Source organism: Micromonospora rosaria, assembly GCF_001567585.1.
GTDB classification, from domain to species: domain Bacteria; phylum Actinomycetota; class Actinomycetes; order Mycobacteriales; family Micromonosporaceae; genus Micromonospora; species Micromonospora rosaria.
Genome location: NZ_LRQV01000037.1, coordinates 25871 through 52705 on the forward strand (window position 1 = coordinate 25871; position 26835 = coordinate 52705).

General features: G+C 74.0%; 23 protein-coding genes. 15 read left to right on the forward strand and 8 right to left on the reverse strand.

Annotated features, from left to right (window positions below):
• Positions 1 to 47: 47 nt before the first annotated feature.
• Entirely contained in the window at positions 48 to 1460 is a 1413-nt protein-coding gene (locus AWW66_RS12720) for an FGGY family carbohydrate kinase (protein ID WP_067364701.1), read from the reverse strand.
• Positions 1461 to 1780: 320 nt separating this feature from the next.
• Between AWW66_RS12720 and AWW66_RS12725 the strand changes: the two genes are divergently transcribed.
• The gene (locus AWW66_RS12725) at positions 1781 to 3724 is read left to right on the forward strand and encodes an anthranilate synthase family protein (protein ID WP_067364704.1); all 1944 of its coding nucleotides are present in this window, start codon (positions 1781 to 1783) and stop codon (positions 3722 to 3724) included.
• 58 nt (positions 3725 to 3782) lie between these two features.
• Here the strand turns inward: AWW66_RS12725 and wrbA are convergent, their stop codons facing one another.
• A complete protein-coding gene (gene wrbA / locus AWW66_RS12730; RefSeq protein ID WP_067364707.1) occupies positions 3783 to 4403 on the reverse strand; it encodes an NAD(P)H:quinone oxidoreductase in 621 nt (206 codons plus the stop codon).
• Between the two features lie 151 nt (positions 4404 to 4554).
• Here wrbA and AWW66_RS12735 point away from each other — a divergent pair, with 151 nt between their 5' ends.
• The 7 genes from AWW66_RS12735 (at position 4555) to AWW66_RS12765 (ending at position 10761) form a co-directional block, all read left to right on the forward strand.
• A complete protein-coding gene (locus AWW66_RS12735) occupies positions 4555 to 5394 on the forward strand; it encodes an ABC transporter ATP-binding protein (RefSeq protein WP_067364710.1) in 840 nt (279 codons plus the stop codon).
• Entirely contained in the window at positions 5391 to 6218 is an 828-nt protein-coding gene (locus AWW66_RS12740; RefSeq protein ID WP_067364713.1) for an ABC transporter permease, read from the forward strand. Before AWW66_RS12735 ends, AWW66_RS12740 begins: the two co-directional genes overlap by 4 nt.
• On the forward strand, positions 6215 to 7438 hold the full coding sequence (locus AWW66_RS12745) for a sensor histidine kinase (RefSeq protein ID WP_245648208.1): 1224 nt from the start codon (positions 6215 to 6217) through the stop codon (positions 7436 to 7438). Before AWW66_RS12740 ends, AWW66_RS12745 begins: the two co-directional genes overlap by 4 nt.
• Positions 7435 to 8058: a response regulator gene (locus tag AWW66_RS12750; protein ID WP_067364716.1), complete on the forward strand. Its 624-nt coding sequence runs from the start codon at positions 7435 to 7437 to the stop codon at positions 8056 to 8058. The genes AWW66_RS12745 and AWW66_RS12750 overlap by 4 nt, the downstream gene beginning before the upstream one ends.
• A gap of 47 nt (positions 8059 to 8105) precedes the next feature.
• Positions 8106 to 8594: a GNAT family N-acetyltransferase gene (locus AWW66_RS12755; RefSeq protein WP_211271927.1), complete on the forward strand. Its 489-nt coding sequence runs from the start codon at positions 8106 to 8108 to the stop codon at positions 8592 to 8594.
• 80 nt (positions 8595 to 8674) lie between these two features.
• The gene (locus tag AWW66_RS12760) at positions 8675 to 9265 is read left to right on the forward strand and encodes an HAD family hydrolase (protein WP_067364719.1); all 591 of its coding nucleotides are present in this window, start codon (positions 8675 to 8677) and stop codon (positions 9263 to 9265) included.
• Positions 9266 to 9645: 380 nt separating this feature from the next.
• Positions 9646 to 10761 carry a winged helix DNA-binding domain-containing protein gene (locus AWW66_RS12765; protein WP_067364722.1) on the forward strand — a complete coding sequence of 372 codons (1116 nt, stop codon included), beginning with the start codon at positions 9646 to 9648 and terminating at the stop codon, positions 10759 to 10761.
• A gap of 137 nt (positions 10762 to 10898) precedes the next feature.
• Here AWW66_RS12765 and AWW66_RS12770 read toward each other — a convergent pair whose 3' ends face one another.
• Genes AWW66_RS12770 through AWW66_RS12785 form a run of 4 tightly spaced genes read right to left on the reverse strand, consistent with a single transcriptional unit; the run spans position 10899 to position 15243 of the window.
• Positions 10899 to 12107 carry an ABC transporter ATP-binding protein gene (locus tag AWW66_RS12770; RefSeq protein WP_067364725.1) on the reverse strand — a complete coding sequence of 403 codons (1209 nt, stop codon included), beginning with the start codon at positions 12105 to 12107 and terminating at the stop codon, positions 10899 to 10901.
• A gap of 10 nt (positions 12108 to 12117) precedes the next feature.
• A complete protein-coding gene (locus tag AWW66_RS12775; protein WP_067364727.1) occupies positions 12118 to 12951 on the reverse strand; it encodes a carbohydrate ABC transporter permease in 834 nt (277 codons plus the stop codon).
• A gap of 1 nt (position 12952) precedes the next feature.
• The gene (locus tag AWW66_RS12780) at positions 12953 to 13957 is read right to left on the reverse strand and encodes a carbohydrate ABC transporter permease (RefSeq protein ID WP_067364730.1); all 1005 of its coding nucleotides are present in this window, start codon (positions 13955 to 13957) and stop codon (positions 12953 to 12955) included.
• Positions 13954 to 15243, reverse strand: coding sequence for an ABC transporter substrate-binding protein (locus tag AWW66_RS12785; RefSeq protein WP_067364733.1), 1290 nt, complete (start codon positions 15241 to 15243; stop codon positions 13954 to 13956). The genes AWW66_RS12780 and AWW66_RS12785 overlap by 4 nt, the downstream gene beginning before the upstream one ends.
• 425 nt (positions 15244 to 15668) lie before the next feature.
• On the opposite strand from AWW66_RS12785, the gene AWW66_RS12790 reads away from it, so the two are divergent.
• The 4 genes from AWW66_RS12790 to AWW66_RS12805 all read left to right on the forward strand — a co-directional run bounded on the left by AWW66_RS12790 (position 15669) and on the right by AWW66_RS12805 (position 18132).
• Entirely contained in the window at positions 15669 to 16247 is a 579-nt protein-coding gene (locus tag AWW66_RS12790) for a mycothiol-dependent nitroreductase Rv2466c family protein (protein WP_067364773.1), read from the forward strand.
• 106 nt (positions 16248 to 16353) lie between these two features.
• On the forward strand, positions 16354 to 17109 hold the full coding sequence (locus AWW66_RS12795; RefSeq protein ID WP_067364736.1) for a VOC family protein: 756 nt from the start codon (positions 16354 to 16356) through the stop codon (positions 17107 to 17109).
• Positions 17110 to 17377: 268 nt separating this feature from the next.
• A complete protein-coding gene (locus tag AWW66_RS12800) occupies positions 17378 to 17809 on the forward strand; it encodes a RusA family crossover junction endodeoxyribonuclease (RefSeq protein ID WP_067364743.1) in 432 nt (143 codons plus the stop codon).
• A 47-nt stretch (positions 17810 to 17856) separates the two neighbouring features.
• The gene (locus AWW66_RS12805; RefSeq protein ID WP_067364746.1) at positions 17857 to 18132 is read left to right on the forward strand and encodes a hypothetical protein; all 276 of its coding nucleotides are present in this window, start codon (positions 17857 to 17859) and stop codon (positions 18130 to 18132) included.
• A gap of 28 nt (positions 18133 to 18160) precedes the next feature.
• Here AWW66_RS12805 and AWW66_RS12810 read toward each other — a convergent pair whose 3' ends face one another.
• A complete protein-coding gene (locus AWW66_RS12810; protein ID WP_067364775.1) occupies positions 18161 to 18883 on the reverse strand; it encodes an HAD family hydrolase in 723 nt (240 codons plus the stop codon).
• Between the two features lie 759 nt (positions 18884 to 19642).
• Positions 19643 to 22408 carry an MGH1-like glycoside hydrolase domain-containing protein gene (locus AWW66_RS12815; RefSeq protein WP_067364749.1) on the reverse strand — a complete coding sequence of 922 codons (2766 nt, stop codon included), beginning with the start codon at positions 22406 to 22408 and terminating at the stop codon, positions 19643 to 19645.
• 42 nt (positions 22409 to 22450) lie between these two features.
• Here AWW66_RS12815 and AWW66_RS12820 point away from each other — a divergent pair, with 42 nt between their 5' ends.
• The 3 genes from AWW66_RS12820 to AWW66_RS12830 all read left to right on the forward strand — a co-directional run.
• Positions 22451 to 24391 (forward strand): amylo-alpha-1,6-glucosidase, encoded by a 1941-nt coding sequence (locus AWW66_RS12820; RefSeq protein WP_067364752.1) that lies wholly within the window; start codon positions 22451 to 22453, stop codon positions 24389 to 24391.
• 143 nt (positions 24392 to 24534) lie between these two features.
• Entirely contained in the window at positions 24535 to 25866 is a 1332-nt protein-coding gene (locus tag AWW66_RS12825) for a glycosyltransferase family 4 protein (protein ID WP_157527430.1), read from the forward strand.
• Between the two features lie 151 nt (positions 25867 to 26017).
• Positions 26018 to 26835 (forward strand): serine/threonine-protein kinase (locus AWW66_RS12830; RefSeq protein ID WP_245648210.1); only part of this gene is annotated, 818 nt, incomplete at its 3' end.

Here is a 26835-nt window from a genome sequence, read left to right on the forward strand (position 1 = left end):
CCAACCAGGCCTGTGAGCTGTGTCAACGCCTTGGGGGGAGATGCGGCTCAGGAAGGATACGCAGGGCGCACGGAAGCTGGCGTGGTCGGTGGCTGCGGCTCATCCGTCCGGCCGATGTCGACCGGCTCCGCGGCGTCGGTCAACCGGCCCACTGCGGCCAACGCGGCACCCGCCGCGCCGATCTCCGGATCCGGCTGCCAGCACACCGTGCGCGGCGCGAGCGCCGCCCCGAAAGCCCGCCGCCACCAGGGCGACGCCGCCAACGCGCCACCGCCCAGCACCGCCGTCACCGTGCGGTCCACCGTGGACTCCAGTACCGTCAGGTCCTCGGCGACCTGGTCGCAGAGCCCCCGCATCAGCCCGGCCAGGATCTCCACCGCGCTGGTGCCGAAGCTGAGCCCACCGACCCGCCCGGACCCCGCCGGGGCCAGACCCGGCGGCCGGTCCCCACCGAAGCGGGGATCGGTCGGCGTCCCCCCGTCGGCCGGTACCCGGGCCAGCGCCGCGTCCAACTCCGCACCGGAGGGCAGCCGCAACTCCCGGTCGGCCCAGGCGAACAGGTTCCCCCCGGAGGAGTACGCCGCCCCGGTGACCACGTGGCCGTGGTCCACCCGGTACCGCCAGAGCCGCTCCGGCAGCGGCGGCAGCGGCACCCCGGCGGGCACCGCCTGCATCAACCGCACCGCCGCCGAGGTCCCCACGGTCACCGCCGCCCGGGTCCCGTCGACACAGGCCGACCCGATGTTGGACGCCGCACCGTCGCCGATCGGCGGCTGCCAGCGCGCCCCCGCCAGGTCCGGCCAGCGCCGGGCGTACTCCGGGCGCAACCGGCCCGACCACGACGTCGGCGCCAGCTCCGGCAGCTCCCCGGGGCCCGCCCCGGCCAGCTCGCACGCCTCCGCGTCCCAGTCCAGGGTGCGCAGGTCGAGCAGGCCGGTGCCGGAGGCCAACGAGATCGACATCGGCGCCTCGGTCAGCAGCGCCGCCAGCACGAACTCGGCGAGCCCGGCGAACCGGGCCACCGGCACCGAGGACCGCTCCCGCAGCCAGGGCAGCCGCACCGACCAGTAGGTCCGGTGCCACCAGGCGCCGGTGCGCTGGTGGAAGGCGTCCGCGTCGACCGGCCCCACCGCGCCCGGCGGTGGCACCGCCCGGGTGTCCAGCCAGGTCAACACCGGCCCCAGCGGCGCGCCCCGGCGGTCCAGCGGCACCACCGAGTGCCACTGCGCGCAGACCGCGACCCGCGCCACCCCGCGCAGATGCCCGCCCGCCCCCAACTCGTCGAGGCACTCCACCAGACCGGCCAGGTAGCCCGGCCCGTCCAGGGTCCCCGCCCCGTGGTCGGTGGTGTTCACCCCCGTCCGCCGCCGGGCCAGGGCGCCCGGCAGCACCTCGGCGTCCGCGTCGAGCACCAGCCCCCGCACCGAGGACGTCCCCAGGTCCAGCGCGAGAATCCTCATCGCGGGTCACCGTACCCAGCCGGGCGGGTGCGGGAACCCGGTCCGCCGCGAAACGACCCCGCAGACCGTCTCCGATCGCCCCGACCGCTCCCGCCGGTCGCCCCGCGCCCGCGTGGTGTCGCCCGGAGCGCTTCCGGTCGCCGCGCCCGCCGCGTAGGGTGGGCACATGCCCGCGCTGACGTCCTGCTGGTGGCCCGCCGACCCGGCGGCCACCTCCCGCGCGTAGCTACCCCGACGCGGCCGCCGACCAGGCGGTCGCCGGTCCCTCCCGGCTCCCGGGCCGCCCCCGACGGTGGCACCCGAGCCCCGAGGAGAACCCCATGTCCCGCCTGCCCGACCTGCTCGCCGCCGTCACCGACGGCCGCGGCCCCGGGCCGTTCGCCCTCGTCCGCCGCGAGGGCGCCGACCACCTGGACCTGTTCACCGGTACGCTGCGGGTGGCCGACCGGCTCGCCGACATCCCGCTGCCCGCCTCCGGAGCCGGGCCGCACACCCTGGCCCTGGTGCCCTACCGGCAGGTCACCGAACGCGGGTTCGCCTGCGTCGACGACGGCACCCCCCTGGAGTGCCTGGTCGTCGACGCCGCCGAACGGATCGGCACGGCCGAGGCCCTCGCCGCGCTGCCGGCCGACCCGCTGGTCGCCACCGACGCCGCCTTCGACAGCACCGACGGGGAGTACGCGGCCACCGTCGCCCGGGTGCTCGCCGAGGAGATCGGGCGCGGCGAGGGGGCCAACTTCGTCATCCACCGCACCCTGACCGCGCGGGCGCAGGGGACGCCGCTGCGCGCCGCGTTGACCGCGCTGCGCCGGCTGCTGACCCGCGAACGCGGCGCGTACTGGACCTTCCTGGTGCACACCGGCACCCGCACCCTGGTCGGGGCGAGCCCGGAACGGCACGTCAGCGTCGACGACGGGCTGGTCATGATGAACCCGATCAGCGGCACCTTCCGGCACACCGGCGCCACCGCCGACCGGGCCGCCCTGCTGCGGTTCCTGCACGACCCCAAGGAGGTCGAGGAGCTGTACATGGTGCTCGACGAGGAGCTGAAGATGATGGCCCGGGTCGCCGAGCACGGCGGGCAGGTCGTCGGCCCGTACCTGAAGGAGATGGCGCACCTGACCCACACCGAGTACCTGCTCGCCGGCCGCAGCTCCCGGGACGTGCGCGAGGTGCTGCGGGAGACGATGTTCGCCCCGACGGTCACCGGCAGCCCGATGGAGAACGCCTGCCGGGTGATCGCCCGGCACGAACGCACCGGCCGGGGCCACTACGCCGGCGTGCTGGCCCTGCTCGGCCGCGACGACGCCGGCCGGCAGACCCTCGACGCGCCGATCCTGATCCGCACCGCCGAGTTCGCCCCCACCGGGGAGGTACGGGTGAAGGTCGGCGCGACCCTGGTCCGCCACTCCACCCCCGCCGGGGAGGTGGCCGAGACCCACGCCAAGGCCGCCGGCGTGCTGGCCGCGCTGGGACTCGGCCCGGACGCCCCCGCCGCCGGCCCCGACCCGGCGGTACGCCTCGCCGACGACCCCGAGGTCCGCGCCACGCTGGCCGCCCGCAACGAGCCGCTGGCCCGGTTCTGGCTCGACCAGCGCCCACCCGGCAGCACCGTGCTGCCCGGCCTGGCCGGACGCCGGGCGCTGATCGTGGACGCCGAGGACACCTTCACCGCGATGCTGGCCCACCAGCTCACCGCCCTCGGCCTCACCGTCGAGGTCCGCCCCTGGCAGCAGCCCGGCCCCCTCGACCTTCACGACCTGGTGGTGGTCGGCCCCGGCCCGGGTGACCCGGGCGGCGACGAACCGAAGACCGAGGCGCTGCGCACGCTGCTGACCGGACTGCTCACCGCCGGCCGGCCCACCCTGGCGGTCTGCCTGGGCCACCAGGTCCTCGCCGGGCTGCTCGGCCTGCCCCTGCACCGGCGGGCCAGCCCCTACCAGGGGGTGCAGCGGCGGATCCGGCTCTTCGGCACGACCCGCCGGGTCGGCTTCTACTCGACGTTCACCGCGCTGGCCGGCACCGACCGGCTGCCCAGCCGGTACGGGCCGGTGGAGGTGGCCCGCGACGACACCGACACCGACGGCGCGGTGCACGCGCTGCGCGGCCCCGGCTTCGCGGGGGTGCAGTTCCACCCGGAGTCGGTGCTCAGCCCGGACGGCCTGGCCGTCCTGGCCGACCTGCTCGGCCACCTGCTGGCCCGCCCGGAGCGCACGCTGGCCACGCACCACCCCACGGAGCGGGGCGTGACGGACCGGGGCTAGCCGGTGGGGGCCGGGCGGGAGCGGACCCGTCCGGCCCCGGCCGCTGCCCCACCCCCGGTCAGCCGGCCGCCAGGCCCCGGCGCAGCGCGGTACCGATCTCCACGGCCCGCTTCGCGGTCAGCGCGGTCGCCGCCAGCGCCACGTGGTCCGGCGGGATCTCCCCGTTGTTGCTGGTGTGCGAGGCGCCGTACGGGTTGCCCGCGACGAACTGGCTGGGGTCGGTGTACCCGGGCGCCACCACGATCCCGCCCCAGTGGTAGAAGACGTTGAACAGGGCCAGCAGCGTCGACTCCTGCCCCCCGTTGGAGGTGGCCGTCGAGGTGAAACCGGAGTAGACCTTGTTGGCCAGCGCCCCCTGCGCCCACAGCGGGCCGGTGGTGTCGATGAACTGCTTGAGCTGGGCGGCGATCATGCCGTACCGGGTCGGCGAGCCGAAGATCACCACATCGGCCCACGACAGGTCGTCCGGCTCGGCCTCCATCACGTCCTGGGTCTCCAGCCGGTGCGCCTGCCAGCCCGAGTTGGACCGGATCGCCTCGTCCGGGGCGAGCTCCCGCACCTTGCGCAGGCGGACCTCGGCACCGGCCTCCCCGGCGGCCTCGGACGCCGACTGCGCCATCTGGTACGTGATGCCGGTGGCGCTGTAGTAGATCACCGCAACCTTGGTCTGGCCGTCCATCAGGTGGTTCCTCCTCGTCCGGGATCAACTCCGGCGACTACCCGATACTTGCCCCGTCAAACACCGCAGGGGGCGTCCCCCGGTCGACGGACACCACGGTTCCTGCCACCGGTCGTCGCGCACGGCCCGCCCCCGGCCCGACGATCGGAGCATGACCGACACCCCCGCGGTCCGGGTCCGCGGACTCCGCCGCACCTACGGCGACCGGGTCGCCCTGGCCGGAATCGACCTCGACGTCACCTGCGGCGAGGTGCTCGCCCTGCTCGGCCCCAACGGCGCCGGCAAGACGACCACCGTGGAGATCCTCGCCGGCCTGCGGGCCCGCGACGACGGCGAGGTCCGGGTGCTCGGCGAGGACCCCGCCCGCGCCGGCCTCACCTGGCGCTCCCGCGTCGGCGTCGTCACCCAGGGCGCCGCCGACCTCGCCGAACTGACCGTCGGCGAGGCCGTCCGGCACTTCGCCCACTACCACCCCGACCCCCGCGACCCCGGAGAGGTCCTCGACCTGGTCGGCCTCGCCGACCGGGCCCGCGCCCGCATCCGTACCCTCTCCGGCGGCCAACGCCGCCGCCTCGACGTGGCCCTCGGCGTGCTCGGCCGCCCCCGCCTGCTCTTCCTCGACGAACCGACCACCGGCTTCGACCCGCAGGCCCGCCGGCAGTTCTGGGCACTGATCCGGGCCCTCGCCGCCGAGCGGCACACCACGATCCTGCTCACCACCCACTACCTCGACGAGGTGGAGGCCCTCGCCGACCGGGTCGTGGTCGTCGCCGCCGGCCGGGTGGTCGCCGAGGGCGACCCGGCCACCCTCGGCGGACGGGCCACCGCCCGCAGCACCGTGCGCTGGACCGGCGGGCAGCGCGACACCGACAACCCGGCCGCCCTCGTCGCCGACCTGACCCGCCGCTACGGCGGGACCGTCCCCGGGCTCAGCGTCACCCGGCCCAGCCTGGAGGACGCCTACCTGGAGCTGATCGGAGCACCCTCGTGACCACCACCGCCCGACCCACCCCCCTCCGCGCCGTCCTGCGCCTCGGGCTGCACCGGGGCGTGCTCGAACTGACCGCGTTCCGCCGCGAACGCGACGCGGTGGTCTTCACCGTCGCCATGCCGGCGGTGATCCTCATCCTGCTCGGCGCGCTCTTCGACGGCGTGTACCCGGGCAGCGACGTCACCTCCGCCCAGTACCTGGCACCCAGCATGATCGCCGCCGGGGTCGCCTCCACCACCTTCATCAACCTCGGCACCGGCATCGCCGCCGACCGCGACGACGGCACCCTGCGCCGGCTGCGCGGCCTGCCCATGCCACCGGCGGCGTACGTCGTCGGCAAGACCCTGATGGCGCTGGTGGTCAGCGTCGGCGAGGCGGTCCTGCTGATCGCCGTCGGGGTACTCGCCTTCGACCTGTCCCTCCCGGCCGACCCCGCCCGGTGGCTCACCCTCGGCTGGGTGTTCCTGCTCGGCGGCACCGCCTGCGCCCTGCTCGGCATCGCGGTCAGCGCCCTGGCCCGCTCGGCCCGCAGCGCCGCCGCCGTGCTGAACCTGCCCTACCTGGTCCTGGCCTTCGTCTCCGGGGTCTTCTTCACCCCCGTCGCCGCGCTGCCGGAACCGTTGCGCACCCTCGGCGCGCTCTTCCCCCTCAAGTGGATGGCCCAGGGCTTCCGCTCGGCGTTCCTGCCGGACACCATCCTGCCCCAGGAGGTCGTACCCTCCTGGGAGCACGGCCGGACCGCGCTCGTGCTGGTCGCCTGGTGCATCGGAGGACTGCTGCTGTGTCTGACCACCTTCCGCTGGCAGGGCCGGCGGAACCGGTGAGCAGCGCGACGGCGGTGGCCCTCGACGGCCTGCGCCACCCGGCCGGCGCCCGAGCCGCCACCGGCTGGGCGGCCCGGTTCTGGATCTGGGACACCTACTTCGCCGCCGTCACCGTCGGCGTGGGCGCCCTGGTGGCCCTCGACCCCCGCCACCCCACCCCCGCCCGCCTCGGCGTCCTCGCCCTCTTCACCGCGCTCGCCGGCTGGTACGCCACCATCGGCCGGCCCCTGATGCGCGACTCGGTCGAGGACCGGCGCGGATACCTCTACCTCGCCGGCGTCCTCGCCCTCTACGCGCCGGCGGTGCTGCTGGCCGGCTCCACCTCGTTCGTGCTCTTCGCGCTCTGCCCGCAGGTCTTCATGCTCCTCCCGGCGCTGCCCTCGATCGCGGCCCTGCTGCTGCTCAACAGCGTGCACGTGGTGGTGCTCGTGGCCCGCACCGCCGACCCGGCCGAGTACGGCGGCCCGGCGCTGGTGGCCGCGATGGTGGTGCTCGTGGGATCGGTGCTCGGCGTCTGGTCACAGCGCACCGTCACCGAGAGCGAACGCCGCGCCGACCTGATCGCCGAACTCGACCGCTCCCGAACGGAGGTGGCGACCCTGTCCCACCAGGCCGGCATCACCGCCGAACGGCAACGTCTGGCAGCCGACATCCACGACACCATCGCCCAGGGCCTGTCCAGCGTCGTGATGCTGGTCCAGGCCGCCGACGCCGACCTCGACCGCGACACCGCCGGTGCCCGCCGACACCTGGACCTGGCCCTGCGCACCGCCCGGGAGAACCTCGCCGAGGTCCGCGGACTCGTCGCCGCGCTCACCCCCGGCGAGCTGACCGGCTCCCCGCTGGCCCAGGCCCTGCACCGGCTCGTCGACCGGTTCGGCCGGGACACCGCCGTCACCGCCACCTGCGCCGCCACCGGTGCCCCCCGGCCGCTGGCCACCTCCGTCGAGGTGGTGCTGCTGCGGGCCGCCCAGGAGGCGCTGGCCAACGTCCGCCGGCACGCCGGGGCCACCACCGTGCGGCTCCGGCTCGACCAGGGCACCGACACCGTGCTGCTGGAGGTCACCGACGACGGCGCCGGCTTCACCCCCGACACCACCACCGGCGGGTACGGCCTGGACGCCATGCGCGCCCGCGTCGAGCAGGTCCACGGCACCCTGACCGTCCGCTCCGCCCCCGGCGCGGGCACCACCGTACGGGTGGAGGTGCCGTACCCGTGATCTCGGTCCTGCTGGTGGACGACCACGCGCTGGTCCGCGCCGGGGTCGCCGGGCTGCTCGCCGGCGAGCCGGACATCACCGTCGTCGGCGAGGCGGCCTCCGGCCACGAGGCGGTCACCGCGGCGCGGGCGCTGCGCCCCGACGTGGTCCTGATGGACCTGCGCCTGCCCGGCCTGGACGGCGCGACCGCGACCGAACGGGTCCTCGCCGGGTCCCCGGCCACCCGGGTGGTGGTGCTCACCACCTACGAGACCGACGCGGACATCCTCCGCGCGGTCGAGGCGGGCGCGGCCGGGTACCTGCTCAAGGACGTCTCCCGGGCCGACCTGGTCGCCGCCGTGCGCACCGCCGCCCGCGGCGACACCGTGCTGGCCCCCTCCGTGGCGACCCGGCTGCTGCGCCAGGTCCGCCAGCCCACCCCGACCCGCGAGACGCTGTCCCCCCGCGAGGTCGAGGTGCTGCGGCTGGTCGCCGAGGGCCGCTCCAACCCGGAGATCGGCCGGGAACTGCACATCGGCGAGGCGACGGTGAAGACGCACCTGATGCGGACCTTCGCCAAGCTCGGCGTCTCCGACCGCACCGCCGCGGTCACCACGGCGATGGCCGCCGGGCTGCTGTGAGCCACCCGCCCACCGCCCGGCCGCGCCCCGCTGGCATGCTCGACACCGTGCAGATCCGGGATGCCACCGCCGCCGACTGGCCCGCCATCTGGCCCTTCCTGCGGGAGATCGTCGCGGCCGGTGAGACGTACACCTATCCGCGCGACGTCACCGAGGACCAGGCCCGCAGCATCTGGCTGGTCCCCACGCCGGGACGCACCGTGGTCGCCGTCGACCCCGCCGGCACGGTGCTCGGCTCGGCGAAGCTGACCCCCAACCAGCTCGGCCCCGGCGCGCACGTCGCCAACGCCAGCTTCATGGTGGCCCCGGCCGCCGCCGGGCAGGGCGTCGGCCGGCGGCTCGGCCAGCACGTGCTCGACCTGGCCCGCGCCGAGGGGTACCGGGCGATGCAGTTCAACGCGGTGGTGGCGACCAACACCCGGGCGGTACGGCTGTGGCGGTCGCTCGGCTTCGAGGTGGTCGGCCGGGTGCCGGAGGCCTTCCACCACCCCACCCAGGGGTACGTCGACCTGCTCGTCATGCACCAACGGCTCTGAGCCCGCCCCGGCGGGTGTCGCGCGCCTCAGGGCGCGGGGCGGCCGGCGGCGGGCCGACCGCCGGGCGATAGCCTGGGCCGGTGACGCTGCCCCTGCCCACCGGTGACTTCCAGGCGTACCTGTTCGACTGCGACGGCACCATCGTCGACTCGATGCCCCTGCACTACACGGCCTGGCTGCGCACCCTCGACGAGTGGGGCTGCGCCTTCCCCGAGGACCTCTTCTACGCCTGGGCCGGTCTGCCCACCGCCGACATCGTCGCCACCCTCAACGACCGGCACGGCCTGGCCATGCCGGTGGAGGCCGTGGTCGCCCGCCGGGAAGCCCTCTACCAGCAGTTGCTGCCCACCGCGACCGGCATCCCCGATGTGCTGCGGCACATCGACGACGCGCACGGCCGCATCCCGTTCGCCGTGGTCTCCGGCAGCACCCGCGACTCCGTCACCGCCAGCCTCGACGCGCTCGGCCTCCTCGACCGCTTCGACGTCCTGGTCTGCGCCGGCGACTACACCCGCCCCAAGCCCGACCCGGAGCCGTTCCTGCTCGCCGCCCGCCTGCTCGGCGTACCACCGCAGGCCTGCCTCGTCTTCGAGGACGCGGACCTGGGCATCGAGTCCGCCACGGCGGCCGGCATGGCCGCCGTCCGGGTCCCGCAACCCCGCCGGGGCTGAGCCCTCGTCGGCGTTGCTCAAGATATCCGCAAGCTCCCCCGAAAACGCTTTCCGCAGGGCCGGCACCGGCGCATCCTGAGACGACCGGCGCCGGCAGGTCAGCCCGCCGCCCCGCGCCGGCGTACCTGAACGGGGGATCGCGCTCCGTCGGCAACGGCGCTGGCGCAGCGCGATCAGGGGCCGCCCGCCCCGTCCTGGCTCCGCCGGCTGGCCCGTGGCCTTCTCCTCCCGCGCTGCCGCCCGGCGCGCCGTCCCGCTCTGCTGCTCGCCCCTCCCGTTCGGCGGCCCCTCCCGTTCGGCGGCCTGGCCCGGCCGGTGCCGTCACCCGGCCCGGTGCCGGCGGCTACGCTGACCGGCGGACCGGACGAAGGAGCCCGCCGATGGCCGTGGACCTCACCGCAGCCGAGGCCCGCGCGCTGCGGATGACCAGCCTGCTGCTGCGCCCGCACCCGGCCACCCGACCCGACACGGTCGCCGACGTCGTCGAGTGGTTCGGCGCGATGCAGGCCCAGGACGCGGCCAGCGGCCTCTGGTCGCTCGGCGTCCGCCTGCCCGGCCGGACCCGCGCCGACGTGCAGGAGGCCCTGGAACGGCGGGAGGCGCTGCGCACCTGGCCGATGCGGGGCACCGTGCACCTGGTGCCGTCCCGGGACGCGCACTGGATGCTCGCGGTGACCGGGGTCCGCGCCCTGGCCGGGGCGCAGCGTCGGCGGGACGTGCTCGGGCTCACCGAGGCCGAGGCCGACCGGGCCGCCGACGTGCTCGGCACGGCCCTGGCCGGCGGGGTCCGGCTCACCCGGGCCGAGTGCCTGGCCGCGCTCACCGCGGCCGGCGTCGAGACCACCGGTCAGCGCGGCTACCACCTGCTCTGGTACGCCGCCCAGCGCGGCGTCACCTGCATCGCCCCGCACGTCGGCACCGAGCAGACCTTCGCCCTGCTCGACGAGTGGGTACCCGACCCGCACCGGCCCGAGCGGGACGAGGCCCTGGGCATCCTGGCCCGGCGTTACTTCCGCAGCCACGGCCCCACCACCCGGCAGGACTTCGCCGGCTGGACGGGGCTGACCGCCGCCGACGCCAAGCGCGGCATCGCCGAAGCCGGGGACGCGCTGACCACCGTCACCGTCGACGGAGCGCCGGCGCTGGTCGACCCGGCCCTGCTCGACGCGCCCCCGACCCCGGTCGACGACGTGCACACCCTGCCCGGCTTCGACGAGTACCTGCTCGGCTACAAGGACCGCTCACTGCTGCTGGACCCGGCGCACCAGCAGGCGGTCATCCCGGGCGGCAACGGCGTCTTCCAGCCCACCGTCGTGCACGACGGCCGGGTGGTCGGCACCTGGAAACGCACCGTCGCCAAGACCAGGGTCAGCGTGACCGTCCACCCCCTGGTCGCCCTCGCCCCCGCCACCCGGGCCCAGGTGGAGACGGCCCTGACCGGGTACGCCACCTTCCTCGGCCTACCCCTGACCCTCACCTGGACCCCCCACCCCTGACCACCCCCGCGCCTGCGCCCCACCCCGTACCGCGATCTTGCAGTTGCGGCCCCCGTTCTGCGGGGAATGCGGCTTCTGTCCGGACCGCAACTGCAAGATCGCGGAGGCTCGGGCGGGGTGAGGGCGGGGGTGGGGGGTCAGGCGGCGAGGGCGCCGGCGGCGCGGCCCTCGTGGAGGGTCAGGTTGCGGCCGGTGGACGGGTCGAACAGGTGGATCTTCTCCAGGTTGAACCAGACCCGCCGGTCCTGGCCCTCGGTCACGGTCGACTCCGCCGACAGGCGGGTGACCAGGTTCGAGCCGCCCCCGGCGAAGTCGGCGGCACCGGCGTCGGCGGCCAACTCCTCCAGCTCGGCGGCGCTGGCCCGCTCCCCCTCGACGGTGAAGTAGACGTACTTGTCCGAGCCCATCGACTCGACGATGTCGACCGGGGCGGTGAACTCCATCCCCCGCTGCCGGGTGTCGTCGTCGATCAGGTCGGCGTCCTCGAAGTGCTCGGGACGGATGCCCAGGATCAGCTCACGGGGGGCGTCGGCCCCCTCCAGCTCGCGGCGGAGCCGGTCGCCGACCGGCACGTCCCCCAACGCCGTCCGCAGCCGGCCCTCCTCCACGGCGGCGTGCAGGAAGTTCATCGACGGCGAGCCGATGAAGCCGGCGACGAAGAGGTTGCGCGGGTTGTCGTACAGCTCCTGCGGCGGGCCGACCTGCTGCACCGCCCCACCCCGCATGATCACCACGCGGTCGCCGAGGGTCATCGCCTCGGTCTGGTCGTGGGTGACGTAGACGGTGGTGGTGCCGAGCTGCTTCTGCAGCCGGGACACCACGGTCCGCATCTGCACCCGCAGCTTGGCGTCCAGGTTGGACAGCGGCTCGTCCATCAGGAACGCCTTCGGCTGGCGGACGATGGCCCGCCCCATCGCCACCCGCTGCCGCTGGCCACCGGAGAGGTTGGCCGGCTTGCGGTCCAGCAGCGGCGTCAGCTCCAGCACCTTCGCCGCCTCGTCGACCTTGGCGTTGATGGTCTCCTTGTCGAGCTTGGCCAGGCGCAGCGGGAACGCCATGTTCTCCCGCACCGTCATGTTCGGGTACAGCGCGTACGACTGGAACACCATCGCGATGTCCCGGTCCCGGGGGGCCTTGTCGTTGACCCGCTGCCCGCCGATGCGCAGCTCACCGGAGCTGATGTCCTCCAGCCCGGCGATCATGTTCAGGGTGGTGGACTTGCCGCACCCGGACGGACCGACCAGGATCACGAACTCGCCGTCGGCGATCTCCAGGTCGACGTCGGCCACCGCGACGGTCCCGTCCGGGAACTTCTTGCTCACCTTGTCGAGCACGATGTCAGCCACGTCTACCCACCTATCCCTTGACGGCGCCGGAGGTCAGCCCGGACACGATCCGGCGCTGGAAGAAGAGCACGAACAGGATGATCGGAACGGTGATCACCACGGCGGCGGCGCAGATCGCCCCGGTGGGGTCCTCGAACTGCGACTCGCCGGTGAAGAACGACAACGCGACCGGCACCGTACGGGCCCGCTCGGTGGAGGTCAGCGTGATCGCGAACAGGAAGTCGTTCCAGCAGAAGATGAAGACCAGGATCGCCGTGGTGAACAGCCCCGGCGCGGCCAGCGGGGCGATGACCCGCCGGAACGCCTGGCCCTGGGTGGCGCCGTCCATCTTCGCCGCCTTCTCCAGGTCCCACGGGATCTGCTTGAAGAACGCCGACAGCGTGTAGATCGCCAGCGGCAGGGCGAAGGTGATGTACGGCAGGATCAACCCCGGCCAGGTGTCGAAGAGGCCGAGCTGCCGTTCGATCTCGAACAGCGGCGACACCAGCGAGACCTGCGGGAACATCGCGATCAGCAGGGAGACGCCGACCAGCAGCTTCTTGCCGGGGAAGTCCAGGCGGGAGATCGCGTACGCGGCCATCGCGCCGAGCACCACCGCGATGAGGGTGGCGATCAGGGCGATGCCGATCGAGTTGACCAGGGCCCGGACGAACTGGTCGGTGCTGAAGATCGACCGGTAGTTCTCCAGCGTCCACTCGCGCGGGATGAACTTGCCGTCGGTCAGCGTGGCCGGGGTCTTGAACGACAGCGACGCGATCCAGAGCACCGGGATCAGCGCGAAGACGACCACGAAGACGTCCAGCAGACCCCAGCGGAACTTGGCCCGGGTGGTGGTGTCCGCCATGTCAACGCCTCTCCCCGTCGTCGCTGCCGGGGGCAGCGGTACCGAACAGCTTCACGAAGATGAACGCGATGATCGCCACGGTGATGAAGATCAGCACCGACATGGTCGAGCCGATGCCGAGGTTCAGGCCCCGGATCAGGTTGTTGTAGGCGAGCATCGACACCGACGAGGTCTCGTTGGCCCCGGCGGTCAGCACGAAGATGTTGTCGAAGACCCGGAACGCGTCGAGCGTGCGGAACAGCAGGGCGACCAGGATCGCCGGCTTCATCACCGGCAGCATCACCTTGGTGAACCGCTGCCACGCGGTGGCCCCGTCCGTGGAGGCCGCCTTGAGCAGGTCCTCCGGCACCAGGGCCAGGCCGGCCATCAGCAGCAGCGCCATGAACGGCGTGGTCTTCCAGATCTCCGCCAGCATGATGATCCCCAGCGCGCTGGCCCGCTCGGTCAACGGGTCGGTCCCGTCGAACAGGCCCGCCAGGTAGCCGGTGCCGGGGGTGAAGGCGTACCGCCAGGAGAAGGCGGCCACCACCGTCACGATGCCGTACGGGATCAGCGCCGCGGTCCGGACGATCCCCCGCCCGACCAGCGTCCGGTGCATGATCAGCGCCAGGCCCATGCCGAGCACCAGCTCGACGGCGACGGTGACCACCGTGATCAGCATGGTCACCCCGAACGCCGTCCACCAGAACTCGTTGGACAGCACCGTGGCGTAGTTCTCCAGCCCGACGAACTGCCGCTCGTCGGGGAAGCGCAGGTCGAAGCGTTGCAGGGAGAGCCAGACCGAGTACAGGATCGGGTACCCGGTCACCGCCAGCATCACCAGCGCGGCGGGCGCGCAGAGCAGCCAGCCGAGCCGACGCTCGGCGCGCTTGTTCTCGCTCAGCGGGGCCCGGCGGCGACGCCCCCGCGGCGGCGGCGCGTAGGGGTGCCGCTCGGTGGCCTGCTCGCCCCCGGTCCCGGTGGCCTCGGCCCCGGCCGGCGGCGCGGCGACGGTCCGCTCGCTCACGGCAGCACTCCCTTCGACTCCAGCGCGTCGGCGATCGCGCCGCGCAGTTCCTCGGCGGTCTGCTGCGGCCGGATCGCCGACGGCGGGGAGAGGTACGCCGACATCACCGTGGAGATGTTCTGGTACGCCGGAGTCAGCGGCCGGGTCGCCGCGTCCTGGAGCTCCGCCAGGATGGTCTCCTTCATCGGGTACGCCTCGTCCATCTCCGGGTCGTCGTAGACCGCCTCGATGGTCGGCGGGACACCGTCGTTGATCGCGGAGAACTTCTGGTTCTTCTCGTTGCGCAGGCAGGCGGCGGCCTCGAAGGACTCCTCCGGGTGCTGCGAGTGCGCGCTGACGGCCAGGTTGTACCCGCCGACGGTGACCTTGCCGGGGGTGCCCGGGTCGACGCCGGGGTACCGGGCCCAGCCGACCTGCTGCGCCAGCTCCGGGTTCGCCTCCTGCATCGCCGGGTAGACGAACGGCCAGTTGAGCTGGAAGGCGCCGTTGCCGGACTGGAACTCCAACCGGACCGGGTCCTCGGCGGAGTTGCTGAACGACGGCGAGGTGACCCCGGAGGTGGCGAACCGCTGGAGGGTCTCCAGCGCCCGCACCGCCCCCTCGTCCATCTCCGCCCGCTTGCCGTCCGGGCTGACGATGTTCCCGCCGGCGCTGGCGACCAGGGTGTTGTAGAAGACGACCAGACCCTCGTACTGGGCGCCCATGGTGAGCACCCGGTACGGCTTGCCCTGGCTCTTGAGGTCCTGGGCCTGCTGGATCATTTCGTCGAACGTCGTCGGCGGCTGCTCCACCAGGTCCTTGCGGTACCAGAGCAGCTGCACGTTGGTGTTCTTCGGGGCGGCGTAGAGCCGGTCCTCGTAGGTCGCGGTCTGAAGGGGGCCGGCCAGGGTGCCCTGTTCCACGTCGGCCTTGTGCTGCCCGGTCCACTCCCGGATCCAGTTCGCGCTGGCGAACTCCTGGGTCCAGGTGACGTCGAGACCGAGCACGTCCATCCCGCTGTCCTCGGCGGCGAGCCGGCGGACCATCTGCACCCGCTGGTCGTCTGCCTCGCGCGGCAGCGTCCGGTAGACGATCCGGTAGCGGCCCTGCGCCTCGGCGTTGCAGTCGTCGACGACCTGCTGCAGGTTCTGCTCGGGCCCGTAGTACAGGTTGATCGTCGGCGGGCCGCCGGCCTCGTCCGAGCCGCACGCGGCCAGCGGCGCCAGCAGGGCCACCGCAGTGGCCGCCGCGGCCACCCGTACCCGTGGCCGACGCCGATGTCGCGCTTGGTCGACGTGGTTCGTCATCGCCTCCCCCTCATGTGCATCGGCGAGAACCGGGGAAGGGGTCCGTGGCCCCGGCGTACGGCGAGACTCCTCTGACCGTTACCGGTCCGACCCGCCCCCAGGCGTTTCGTGGCGTCAACACTGCCCGACCTGCGAAGCGGCGAAACCTGGCCGCAGCGCGACTGGAAAGTATCGGACACAGAGGCGGGGACCGCCCCGTCGTGGCGTCACCCGCGCCCTCGTTCGTCCCGTTCCCGGCACCGGGTCCCGGTCGTCCCGCCGGACCGACGCGGCGGCCGGGCCCCGGGCCGGGCGGGCAGGGCGGCTGGCCGGCTGGGCGGCCGGGCGGCCCGGCTCAGGGCGGTGGTGCGGCCGGCGCGGCGGGCGGGCGAGTGCGGAAGGCGTGGCGGGTGCGGGGTCCGGCGGGCACCCGTACGCTCTGGCGGATGGATGCCACCTTCTTCTTCGACCCCGTCTGCCCGTGGACCTGGCGGGCGTCCCGCTGGCTGGTCCGGGTCGCCGAGGCCCGGAACCTGGCCGTCGAGTGGCGGGCGTTCAGCCTGTCGATCCTCAACGCCGGGAAGGTCCCACCGCAGTTCGCCGAGCCGATGGCCGCCTCCGCCCGGACGCTGCGGCTGGTCGAGGCGCTGCGCGCGCAGGGTCGGCACGACGACGCGGGCCGCTTCTACACCGCGCTCGGCGAGCACAGCCACGACGCCGGCAATCCGCTCTCCGACAAGATCGTGGCCACCGCCGTCGAGGCGGCCGGGCTGGACGCGGTGGCGTCGGCGCTGGAGGACGAGAGCTGGGACCGGGCGGTGCACGAGTCGCACGCCCTCGCGTACTCCTCGGCCGGCCCGGACATCGGCTCCCCGGTCCTGATGGTCCCCAGCGCCGAGCGGGGCGTCCACGGGCCGATCCTCACCGAGGTCCCCGACACCGACGACGCGCTGGTGCTCTGGGACTCCCTGCTCCCGCTGATCCGGATGCCGGCCTTCCACGAGATCAAGCGCGCCCGCCACTGACCACCCGCCCCTTCCCCACCCGGCCGGCCCCCTCGGTGTCCACGATGGATACCGGCCGGGCGGGGGCCGGCCGGGCCGGGTGGACGGGGTTGGGGATGATGGGGCGATGATCGCCCGGTTCAAGGATCTCTGTCTGGACGCGGCCGACCCCCGTCTGCTGGGGGCGTTCTGGGCGGAGGTGCTCGGCGGCCGGCTGGTGGACACCGGCGACGGGGACACCCGGGTCGACGCGGCCCCACCCGCCTCCCCCGCCGAGTCGATCTGGGTGAACCGGGTGCCCGAGCCCCGCACCGGCAGGACCCGCGTCCGCCTCGACCTGCGGCTCGCCGAGCCCGGCCCCGAGGGGCTACGGGCCGCCGGCGCCCGGCTCGTCCGCGAGCCGGACTCGGAGATCGACTGGTGGGTGCTGGCCGACCCGGAGGGCAACCTCTTCGCCGCCCTGCCCGCCCGCGCGGACACCCGGCCCGGCCCGTGCCACCTGGTGGTCGACGCGGCCGACCCGGCCGCCCAGGCCCACTGGTGGGCGCGGGCCCTCGGTGGCCGGGCCGACCTGCACCCGGCCGATTCCGCAGACCCGGCGGGCTCCGGCACCCCGGGCGCGGTGCCCGCGACGGGCGTGGCGTCGGTGGTGGACGCGGCGGGCTTCCCCTGGCACCGCTGGATCTTCGAGCCGGCGCCCGAGCGCCGGACGGTCAAGAACCGGATGCACTGGGACGTCACCCTCACCGACCCGACGCCCGCGCCGCTGATCCGGCACGGGGCGACGCTGCTGCGCGAGCGCACCTCGGATCTGCCGTGGTGGATCATGGCCGACCCGGAGGGCAACGAGTTCTGTGCCTTCCCGCCCGACTCCACTGCGTGACGACTGATAGGAATCAGTGACCAACCGGGTGTTCCGGTGTCACGCCGAGTGCACTAGCGTCTGGTGCCAAGCTCACCGCACGCCTCACCGCCTGAGCCGCTCCGCAAGCCTCACCCGAGCTTCTCGCAAGCCTCACGGGCCGGCGCGTCGCCGTCGACGTCGATACGCCTCCGGCCGACCCCAGCACCGTCCGATCGGTTGGTAATCGCGGGAACACCCCTGTTACCGGGACCGGTTGGGCAGGATCGTTCTCCGAGGAGGTGCCGTCGTGCAGGACACCCGCGCTCTCGCCCTGACATTCGAGGTGAGCGGCCTGCCACCGGTCAAGACCGAGGCCCTGTCCATCTTCGCCGCCGGCCACCGCCAGGCGACGAGGGTCCGGGCCCTGCTCCAGGCAGCCCTGGCGGCGGCCCAGCGTACCGGCTGGACGCCGTTGACCGGGCCGATCGAGGTCGACCTGACCCTGCGCTGCCCGCCTGGACACCGCACCTCCGACGCCAGCACCCTGCTGGGCGGGGTCTGCGCGGTGTTGCAGGACAAGAAGCGGGTGGCCACCATCGGGCTGGCCCACCTCGGCGTCCTCGTCGACGTCGCCCTCTACACCGACGACCGGCAGATCCGCCGGCTGTCGTACGCCGAGGAACCCGCCGAGGACTTCTCGTACCAGGTCCGGGTCGCCGCCGCGCCGGCGGCGGTTTGACCGGCGCTCGCGGTGGGGTACCGCGGACGCCGACGAAGGGAGCACCGATGTCGGAGCCACATGTCACGCTCGACCCGAGCGGGCTCGACCCCGTGCAGCAGAAGCTGCGCGGCCCGCTCGAGGAACAGCTGACCTCGGCTTTGCAGGCGGCCACCGACCGGGTCCGCGCCAGCTACGCCGGCGAGCCGGTGGAGCAGGTGTGCCAGCGTCTGCTCGACGAGACCCGGGCCGGTCTGCACCCCGACATCGCGGCCGGGTTCAGCCCGGACATGGACGAGTTCTGCCGGATCGCGATCGCGATCGTCCGGGGCGAACTGGGCTGACCCGGCCGTCCGACGTCGGGGTGCCGGGTCAGAAGTGCGCCAGCAGGTCGGTGAAGGCCGCCAGGTGCAGCACCCCGGCGTCGGACGGGTCGAGTTCGTCGTGCTCCAGGACCCAGGTGTTGTCGTTGGGGATGAACACCGCGTTGAGCCCGGCGGCGCGGGCCGGCAGGATGTCCGACTTCGGGGAGTTGCCGATCATCCAGGCCCGGGCCGGGTCGAGGCCGTGCTCCCGGGTCAGCCAGCGGTAGGTCGTGACGTCCTTCTCGGCGACCACGTGGGCGGCCCGGAAGTGCCGGTCCAGCCCGGAGGCCTCGATCTTGCGGCGCTGCTCGTCGTCGTCGCCCTTGGTCAGCAGCAACAGGTCGTGCCGGTCGGCGAGGGCGGTCAGCGTCTCGGCCACCCCGGGAATCAGCTCGACCTGACGCTGCGCCAGGGCCGCCGCGAGCGCCTCGATCTCCTGCCGCTCCCGGTCGGTCGCGGGCCGCTCGCGCAGCTTCTCCATGCAGTCGTGCAGGCTGGTCAGGAAGACCTTGCTGCCGTACCCGTGGGCGACCACGTTGGCCCGCTCGATGTCGTCGAGGATGTGCCGGATCTCGCGCCGGTCCAGGGTGGGGTGGTCCAGCCAGTCGAGGAAGTCGTCGATCACCCGCTCGAAGAGGATGTTGTTCTCCCAGAGCGTGTCGTCGGCGTCGAAGACCAGCACCTGCCCGCTCCGTCGCCCCCCGGCCGTCCCGCCGCCGCTGTCGTTCATCGGTCCTCCCGGTCCGTCGTCGCCCCGGCCGGTGAGGGTACGCCCGTCACCGCACGGGCTCATCAGCATTACCCGACCGATCCGGCCGCCGGCTCCCGGGCCGTGGTCGACACGGCCGGCACAGGGGGGACGATCCACTCGGGGTCAGCCGGACCACCGTCCCCAACCGGGAGGCGACGCCGCTGGTGGGGCCACCGGGGCCGGGGGCTCGCGGTCCGGGTGGTTCCGTCGACGGGTCCGGGCACGCGATGGATGGTAACGCCGACACCACCGAGGGTCACGATGTCAATCGGGCATCCGGCAGTTCGGCCCGCCCGGCCCCCACGGGTCAGGACCGGGTCCGCAACTCCCCGGTCCTGACCCAACAGCCCGGGTCGCGGCGGGACCCACCGCGGCAGCACCGGCGGGCAGGGCACGCCGCTCCACACCGGGCTCCCACGGCGAGCCGACCCGCCGGCACTCAGTTCCGCGGTGCCCGCGCCCGGACTTCGGTACGCCCCGACCCACCCCGTGAGGATCGTGACGTGGGCCTCACGGTAGGGCCCGCCCGTCCGGCCGGACAAGACGTCACGAGCCTGTCACCTGCCGATTACCAGCAAGCCGAAAATGGGGCGTACCGACGTAACAGCACCGCCACCACCGGCGCTGTTCGTCACCGCCCTTGCGGCGGAACCGCTGGTGACCGGCCCTCGACCGCGGCGAGCAGCGACGACAGCCGCCGCCAGGGGCCCGCCTGGTGCGGGCCCCTGGCCGGGCCGGTCAGCGGCGCAGGGTGAGGATCAGGTCGGCCACCAGCGCCGTCCAGCCGGTCTGGTGCCAGGCGCCCAGGCCGGCCCCGTTGTCACCGTGGAAGTACTCCGGGAAGGCGATCAGGTCCCGCCAGTCGGGGTGGGTCTGGAAGAGCTGACAGGCACCGTAGATCGGCCGCCGGCCCCACCCGTCCCGGGTGAACAGGGCGATCAGCCGGGCCGACAGGTCGTCGGCGATCTCGTCGAGCGTCCGCTTCACCCCCGACCGGGTCGGGTACTCCACCTGGAGGTCGTCACCGAAGAACGCCGCGTAGTCCCGCAGCGCGCTGACCAGCAGGAAGTTGGTCGGCATCCAGATCGGACCCCGCCAGTTGGAGTTGCCGCCGAACAGGCCGCTGGTCGACTCGGCCGGCTCGTACCCGACGCTGAACTCCTGCCCGCCGAGGGTCACCGAGAACGGCTTGTCCAGGTGCGCGCGGGACAGCGTGCGCAGCCCGTACTCGGAGAGGAACTCGTCGGGGTCCAGCATCCGGGCCAGCAGCCGGACCACCTGGTCCGGGCCGACCATGGACAGCAGCCGCTGCTGGCGGCCGTCCGGGCCGAGCCGGCGGGCGTCGATGACGTGGGCGTACTCGGGGCGGTTGGTGAGGAACCAGCGGATCCGGGCGCTCAGCTCGGGCAGCCGGTCCAGGGTCCGCGCGGTCAGCCGGGTGGTCGCGGCCAGCGGCAGCAGCCCCACCACCGACCGTACCCGCAGCGGGACCTGGCTGCCGTCGGCCAGCCGCAGCACGTCGTAGAAGAACGCGTCCTCGTCGTCCCACAGCCCCTGCGAGTACGCGGCGGCGGCGATGTAGACGAAGTGCTCGAAGAACTTGCAGGCGGTGTCCACCCAGGTGCGGTCCTGCTCGGCCAGCACGATCGCGATGTCCAGCAGGTTGAGCGCGTACATCGCCATCCAGCCGGTGCCGTCGGACTGCTCCAGCACCCCGGCCACCGGCAGCGCCGCCGACCGGTCGAACGGGCCCACGTTGTCCAGCCCCAGGAAGCCGCCCTCGAAGACGTTGTTCCCCCCGGTGTCCTTGCGGTTGACCCACCAGGTGAAGTTCAGCATCAGCTTGTGCATCACCCGGGCCAGGAACTCCCGGTCCCGCGACCCGTCGATCTCGAAGACCTTCAGCGCCGCCCAGGCGTGCACCGGCGGGTTCACGTCCCCGAACGCCCACTCGTACGCCGGGATCTGGCCGTTGGGGTGCAGGTACCACTCGCGCAGCAGGAGCAGGATCTGCTCCTTGGCGAAACCGGGGTCCACGCGGGCGATGCTGACGCAGTGGAAGGCCAGGTCCCAGGCGGCGTACCAGGGGTACTCCCAGGGGTCCGGCATGGAGATGACGTCGAAGCTGGTCATGTGCCACCAGGCGCTGTTGCGCCCGTGCCGGCGACCGGCCGGCGGGGGCGTGGAGCCCGGGTCGCCCTCCAGCCACCGTTTGACGTCGAAGTGGTAGAACTGCTTGCCCCACATCAGCCCGGCGATGGCCTGCCGGGCCACCAGCGCCTCGTCCGGGGTGGCCGCCTCGGGGATCACCCCGGCGAAGTACCGGTTCGCCTCGGCCCGCCGGGCCCAGACCACCGCGTCGAAGCCGGCGCCCAGGTCGGCCGGGGGCGGCGGGGTGCTCGCCGGGGGCGGCGCGGTGCGGGTCAGCCGCAGCCGGATCTGCCGCTGCCCACCCGCCGGCACCGCCAGCACGTAGTGCAGCGCGCCCTTGGTGCCCTCCCGGGCCGGGTTGACCGTGGCGGCGCCGCCGACCACGTGGTCGTTGATCCCGTCCTTCGGGTACGGCGACCGGCCGGGCAGCCCCCACAGCCGGTCGGCGTTGGTGTCGTTGTCGCAGAGCAGCGGCGTCGGGTCGCCGTCGCCGGTCAGCACGAGCTGGCCCAGGACGTGGTGCTCCCCCACCAGCCGGGCCGCCGTGGCCGGGCCGGCGGGTCCCCGGGAACTGGCCCGCCTGCGCCCCCGGCGGGCCGGCTCGCCGGTCAGCCGGGGGATCCGGTCGCTGCCGGGCAACCCCCACGCCCAGGTGTTGCGGTACCAGAGGGTGGGCAGCACGTGCAGGACGGCGTCGGCGTCACCCCGGTTGGCGACGGTCACCACCATGCACAGGTCGGTCGGGGAGGCCTTGGCGTAGTCGACGCTCACCGCCCAGTACCGGTCGTCGTCGAAGATCCCCGTGTCGACCAGCTCGTACTCGGTGTCGTCCCGACCGCGCTGGGTGTTGACCGCGACCAGGTCGTCGTACGGGAACGCGGCCTGCGGGTAGTGGTACCGCCAGCGCATCCAGGAGTGGGTCGGCGTGGAGTCCTCGTACCACCAGTACTCCTTGGCGTCCTCGCCGTGGTTGCCGCCGTCGCCGCCGAGCCCGAACATCCGTTCCTTGAGGATTGGGTCCTTGCCGTTCCACAGCGCGAGCGCGAAGGCGAACGTCTGCCGGTCGTCGCAGACGCCCGCCATGCCGTCCTCGTTCCACCGGTAGGCTCGGGAGCGCGCGTGGTCGTGGGGGAAGTAGTCCCAGGCTGTGCCGTGCTCGCTGTAGTCCTCCCGTACCGTCCCCCACGCCCGTTCGGACAGATAGGGACCCCATGCGCGCCACGCCTGTTCACCCGAGTCGGCCTGGGCCAACCGGGTGCGCTCGGCATCGGGGGACAGTTCGTGGGAAGCGGACACGTCTGTGAGCACCTGCCAATCTTCGACGTCGCGGGAGTCCTTGACCACTGCGGCCATTGTTGTCGTGGCGTGTTACACCTTGCCGCCGCTGGAGGAAAGTTGATCGATATCAGTTTCGGTCCGCAGCTCTGTGCCGAGCTGACCGGCGGGGCGTCCCGCGAGTGGCTGGTCACCGACGGCCTCGGCGGGTACGCCATGGGCACCGTCAGTGGCCTGCGCACCCGTCGCTACCACGGCCTGCTCGTGGTGGCCGGGGAGACCCCGGCGGCCCGTACCGTGGGGCTGGTCAGCCTGGACCCGGCGGTGGTGCTGCCGTCCGGGGCGCAGGTCCGGCTCGGGGCGCACGAGTGGTCCCCGGACACGGTCGACCCGCGCGGCTTCGAGCTGCTGGAGCACTTCGCCATCATCGACGGTGTGCCCCGGTGGCGGTGGCGGATCGGCGACGTGGTGATCGAACGGGAGATCGCCATGCTGCCCGGCCGGCCCTGCGTGGCGGTGGTGCACCGGCTGGTCGCCGGCGGGCCGGTGCAGCTCGACCTGGCCGCCGTCTGCACCTGGCGGGACGCGCACGGCGAGCGCCGCGCCGACGGCCCGGCCCCGCGCGTGGAGCCGGTGGCCGGCGGGGCGGTGGTCGAGGGGGCGTACCGGCTGGCCGGCCCGGGGTGGGTGCCGGAGGGGCAGTGGTGGCTCGGGGTCCGCCACCGCGAGGAGGCCGCCCGGGGCCTGCCGGCGGAGGAGGACCTCTGGTACGCGGGCCGGTTCTCCGGCACCCTGGAGCGCCCCGGCGACACGGTGTCGGTGCTGGCCTGGGCCGGGCAGCTCGACCAGGAGCCGGTGCCGGCCGTCGAGGTGGTGGCCGCGGCCCGGCAGCGCAACCGGCGGGTGGTGGCGGCGGCGAAGCCGGTCGACGACGTCGAGGCGACCCTCGCCCTGGCCGCCGACGCGTTCGTGGTCCGCACCGCCGCCGCGCCGGTCGACGTGGTCGCCGGGTACCCGTGGTTCGGGGCCTGGTCGCGGGACACGATGATCTCGTACGAGGGGCTGTTCCTCTGCACCGGACGGGCGCAGGAGGGGGCGGCGCTGCTGCGCGGGTACGCGGCGACCCTGTCGGAGGGGATGCTCGCCAACACCGCCGACACCGGCCGGGTGGAGTACAACACCGTCGACGGCACCCTCTGGTTCCTGCACGCCGTCGCCCGGCACGTCACCGTCACCGGGGACACCGACCTCGGCGACGAGCTGCTGCCCGCGCTGCACGGCGTGGTCGACGCCCACCTCAAGGGCACCCGGTACGGCATCGTCGTCGACCCGGTCGACGCCCTGCTCACCTGCGGCGCCCCCGGCGCGGCGCTGACCTGGATGGACGCCCGGGTGTACGGGGTGCCGGTGACCGCCCGCACCGGCAAGCCGGTCGAGGTCAACGCACTGTGGATCAACGGCCTGGCCGGGTTGGCGGAGCTGACCGAGCTGGCCGGGCAGGACGCGGCCGAGCTGTGGCGGCTGCACCACCGGGCGCACGCCTCGTTCCGGCAGCGGTTCCCGGCGCCGGTGGGCTGGCTGCACGACGTGGTGGACGCCCCCGCGCCCGCGTACCCGCTGGGCGGGGCGGCGCACCACGACGACGACCTGCTCCGGCCCAACCAGTTGCTGGCCTGGTCGCTGCCGTACGCCCCGTTGGAGCCGGACGCGGAGGCGCTGCGCCGCATCGCCGCCGGCCTGCTCACCCCGCTCGGGCTGCGCAGCCTCTCGCCGGACTCCCCCGGCTTCGCCGGCCGGCACTCCGGCGGCCCGGCCGAGCGGGACGGCGCGTACCACCAGGGCACGGTCTGGCCGTGGCTGCTCGGCCCCTACACCGACGCCGCCCGGCGGGCCGGCCTGGACGTCGACGACCTGTTCCCCGGCATCGAGGCGCACCTGCGCGAGTACGGGCTCGGGTCGGTGAGCGAGACCACCGACGGGTCCGCCCCGTACCGGGCCACGGGGTGCCCGTTCCAGGCCTGGTCGGTGGCCGAACTACTGCGTGTCCGACGGATCCGATAGGCGCGCTTTACACGACCGCAACGGCCGCGTCTCCGCTGGTTAGCCCGGCCGCGCGAGGATTGGCCCCATCCCGGGCAGCCATGGCCGGCACCCCCCGCCGGGTGCCGGCCGGGCCGTGCAGTAGACAACTCAAAGGGGGCCGCATGTCACTGGACGCCCACGTGATCGACATCCACTCCGGCCGACGTCAGCGTGTCCTGATGCTGTCCTGGGAGTACCCGCCGGTGCTCGTCGGCGGACTCGGCCGCCACGTCCACGCCCTCTCCGTCGCCCTCGCCGCCGCCGGCCACGACGTCACCGTCGTCACCCGCCACACCGACGGCGCACCCCACGAGGAGTACGCCGACGGCGTCCGCATCCTCCGCGCCGCCGAGGACCCCGTCACCTTCCCCCTGGCCACCAGCAGCCTCCTCGCCTGGACCATGGCCTTCAACCACACCCTCACCCGCGCCGCCCTACGCGCCGCCGACACCGGCACCTACGACGTCATCCACGCCCACGACTGGCTCGTCGCCCACACCGCGATCACCCTCGCCGAACACCTGGACCTGCCCCTGGTCACCACGATCCACGCCACCGAGGCCGGGCGGCACCAGGGCTGGCTGCCCGAGGAGATGAACCGCACCATCCACGGCGTCGAGCACTGGCTCAGTGGCGCGTCGGGTCGGGTGATCGCCTGCTCCGGGTACATGCGGGAGCAGGTGAGCACCCTCTTCGAGGTGCCCACCGGCCGGATCGACGTGGTGCCCAACGGGGTGGACGGCCGGGCCTGGCACGCCCGGCCCCGGGCGGTCGCCTCGGCCCGCGCCCGGTTCGCCGGGGACGGGCCGCTGATCGGGTACGCCGGGCGGCTGGTCTACGAGAAGGGCGTGCAGCACCTGGTCCGCGCGGTGCCGGACCTGCGCCGGCGGCACCCGGGGCTGCGGGTGCTCATCGCCGGGGACGGCCCGTACCGGGCGGAGTTGCAGGCCGAGGCGGAGCGGCTGGCCCTCGGCGACACCATCCGCTTCGCCGGTTTCCTCGACGCCAAGCAGCTCCCGGCGGTGCTGGGGGCCACCGACGCCACGGTGATACCCAGCCTGTACGAGCCCTTCGGCATGATCGCGCTGGAGGCGGCGGCGGCCGGCGCGCCCCTGGCGGTGGCGGCGACCGGCGGGCTGGCCGAGATCGTCGAGCCGGGCGTGACCGGGGTGACCTTCCCGCACAGCGACCCGCACGCCCTCGCCGGTGCGGTGGACCAGCTCCTCGGCGACGAGGTGTTCGCCCGCCGGGTGGCCCGCAGCGCCCGCGCGATGGTCGGCAAGCGGTACGGCTGGGCGACGATCGCCGAGCGGACCGCCGCGACGTACGCGGCGGCCGGCCGGGAGCACAGCGGGTTCCAGGTCCGCCGCGCCACCGACCGGCTGCGCGGCAGCCGGTCGCCGATTCACATCCCGGAGGGGAACCTGCTGGTGGCCGGAGGTGTCGCCGGGTGAGCCGGCGCACCGCCCGCAACGGTGCGCACGGAGGATGAGAAGGCCCGCCCCGCTGGCTATCGTGTACGTCACGTAGTCGAGGGGGTACGTGGTGCAGCAGCCGCTGATCGCCGGCCGGTACCGGCTGCTGGCCCTGGTCGGCACCGGCGGGATGGGCCGGGTGTGGCGGGCCCGCGACGAGATGCTGCACCGGGACGTGGCGGTGAAGGAGATCGTCGCGCCCGGCTGGCTCACCGAGTCCGAACGGGACGAGGTGCACCGCCGCACGTTGCGGGAGGCGCGCACCGCCGCCCGGCTGGACCATCCCCACGTGGTCCGCGTCTACGATGTCCTCGCCGATTGGGACGGCCACTGGCTGGTGATGGAGTACGTGCCGTCGCGGTCGTTGCAGCAGATCGTCACCGCCGACGGGCCGCTGGAGCCGGCCCGCGCCGCCCGGGTCGGGCTGGCCGTGCTGGCCGCGCTGCGCGCCGCGCACGCCGCGGGGGTGCTGCACCGCGACGTCAAGCCGCACAACGTGCTGGTCACCGCCGACGACCGGGTGGTGCTGACCGACTTCGGCCTGGCCACCTTCGCCAGCGGGGACGGGGCGATGACCGGCCCCGGGATGGTGCTCGGTTCCCCGCAGTTCGTCGCCCCGGAACGCGCCCGCAGCGGCGTCTCCGACCCACGCACCGACCTGTGGTCGCTCGGCGCGACCCTGTACGCGGCGGTCGAGGGCCGCTCGCCGTACGCGCGGGCCGACGCCATGGCGACGCTCAGCGCCCTGGCCACCGAGCCGCCGGACCCGCCGCGCCGGGCCGGCCCGCTGACCCCGGTGCTGACCGGCCTGCTGCACCGCGACCCCGCGCGGCGCCTCGCCGCCGCCGAGGTGGAACCGCTGCTGCGCGCGGTGGCGGCCGGCGGGTCACCGGCCCCTCGCCCGACCGGCCGGGGGACACCCGACCTGCTGCCCACCGGCCGGGGCGC

Coding starts and splice junctions, on each gene's coding strand:
- AWW66_RS12720 (WP_067364701.1), bottom strand. CDS start 1,460: ATGAGGATTCTCGCGCTGGACCTGGGGACGTCCTCGGTGCGGGGGCTG.
- AWW66_RS12725 (WP_067364704.1), top strand. CDS start 1,781: ATGTCCCGCCTGCCCGACCTGCTCGCCGCCGTCACCGACGGCCGCGGC.
- wrbA (WP_067364707.1), bottom strand. CDS start 4,403: ATGGACGGCCAGACCAAGGTTGCGGTGATCTACTACAGCGCCACCGGC.
- AWW66_RS12735 (WP_067364710.1), top strand. CDS start 4,555: ATGACCGACACCCCCGCGGTCCGGGTCCGCGGACTCCGCCGCACCTAC.
- AWW66_RS12765 (WP_067364722.1), top strand. CDS start 9,646: ATGGCCGTGGACCTCACCGCAGCCGAGGCCCGCGCGCTGCGGATGACC.
- AWW66_RS12775 (WP_067364727.1), bottom strand. CDS start 12,951: ATGGCGGACACCACCACCCGGGCCAAGTTCCGCTGGGGTCTGCTGGAC.
- AWW66_RS12785 (WP_067364733.1), bottom strand. CDS start 15,243: ATGACGAACCACGTCGACCAAGCGCGACATCGGCGTCGGCCACGGGTA.
- AWW66_RS12790 (WP_067364773.1), top strand. CDS start 15,669: ATGGATGCCACCTTCTTCTTCGACCCCGTCTGCCCGTGGACCTGGCGG.
- AWW66_RS12795 (WP_067364736.1), top strand. CDS start 16,354: ATGATCGCCCGGTTCAAGGATCTCTGTCTGGACGCGGCCGACCCCCGT.
- AWW66_RS12805 (WP_067364746.1), top strand. CDS start 17,857: ATGTCGGAGCCACATGTCACGCTCGACCCGAGCGGGCTCGACCCCGTG.
- AWW66_RS12810 (WP_067364775.1), bottom strand. CDS start 18,883: ATGAACGACAGCGGCGGCGGGACGGCCGGGGGGCGACGGAGCGGGCAG.
- AWW66_RS12815 (WP_067364749.1), bottom strand. CDS start 22,408: ATGGCCGCAGTGGTCAAGGACTCCCGCGACGTCGAAGATTGGCAGGTG.
- AWW66_RS12825 (WP_157527430.1), top strand. CDS start 24,535: ATGTCACTGGACGCCCACGTGATCGACATCCACTCCGGCCGACGTCAG.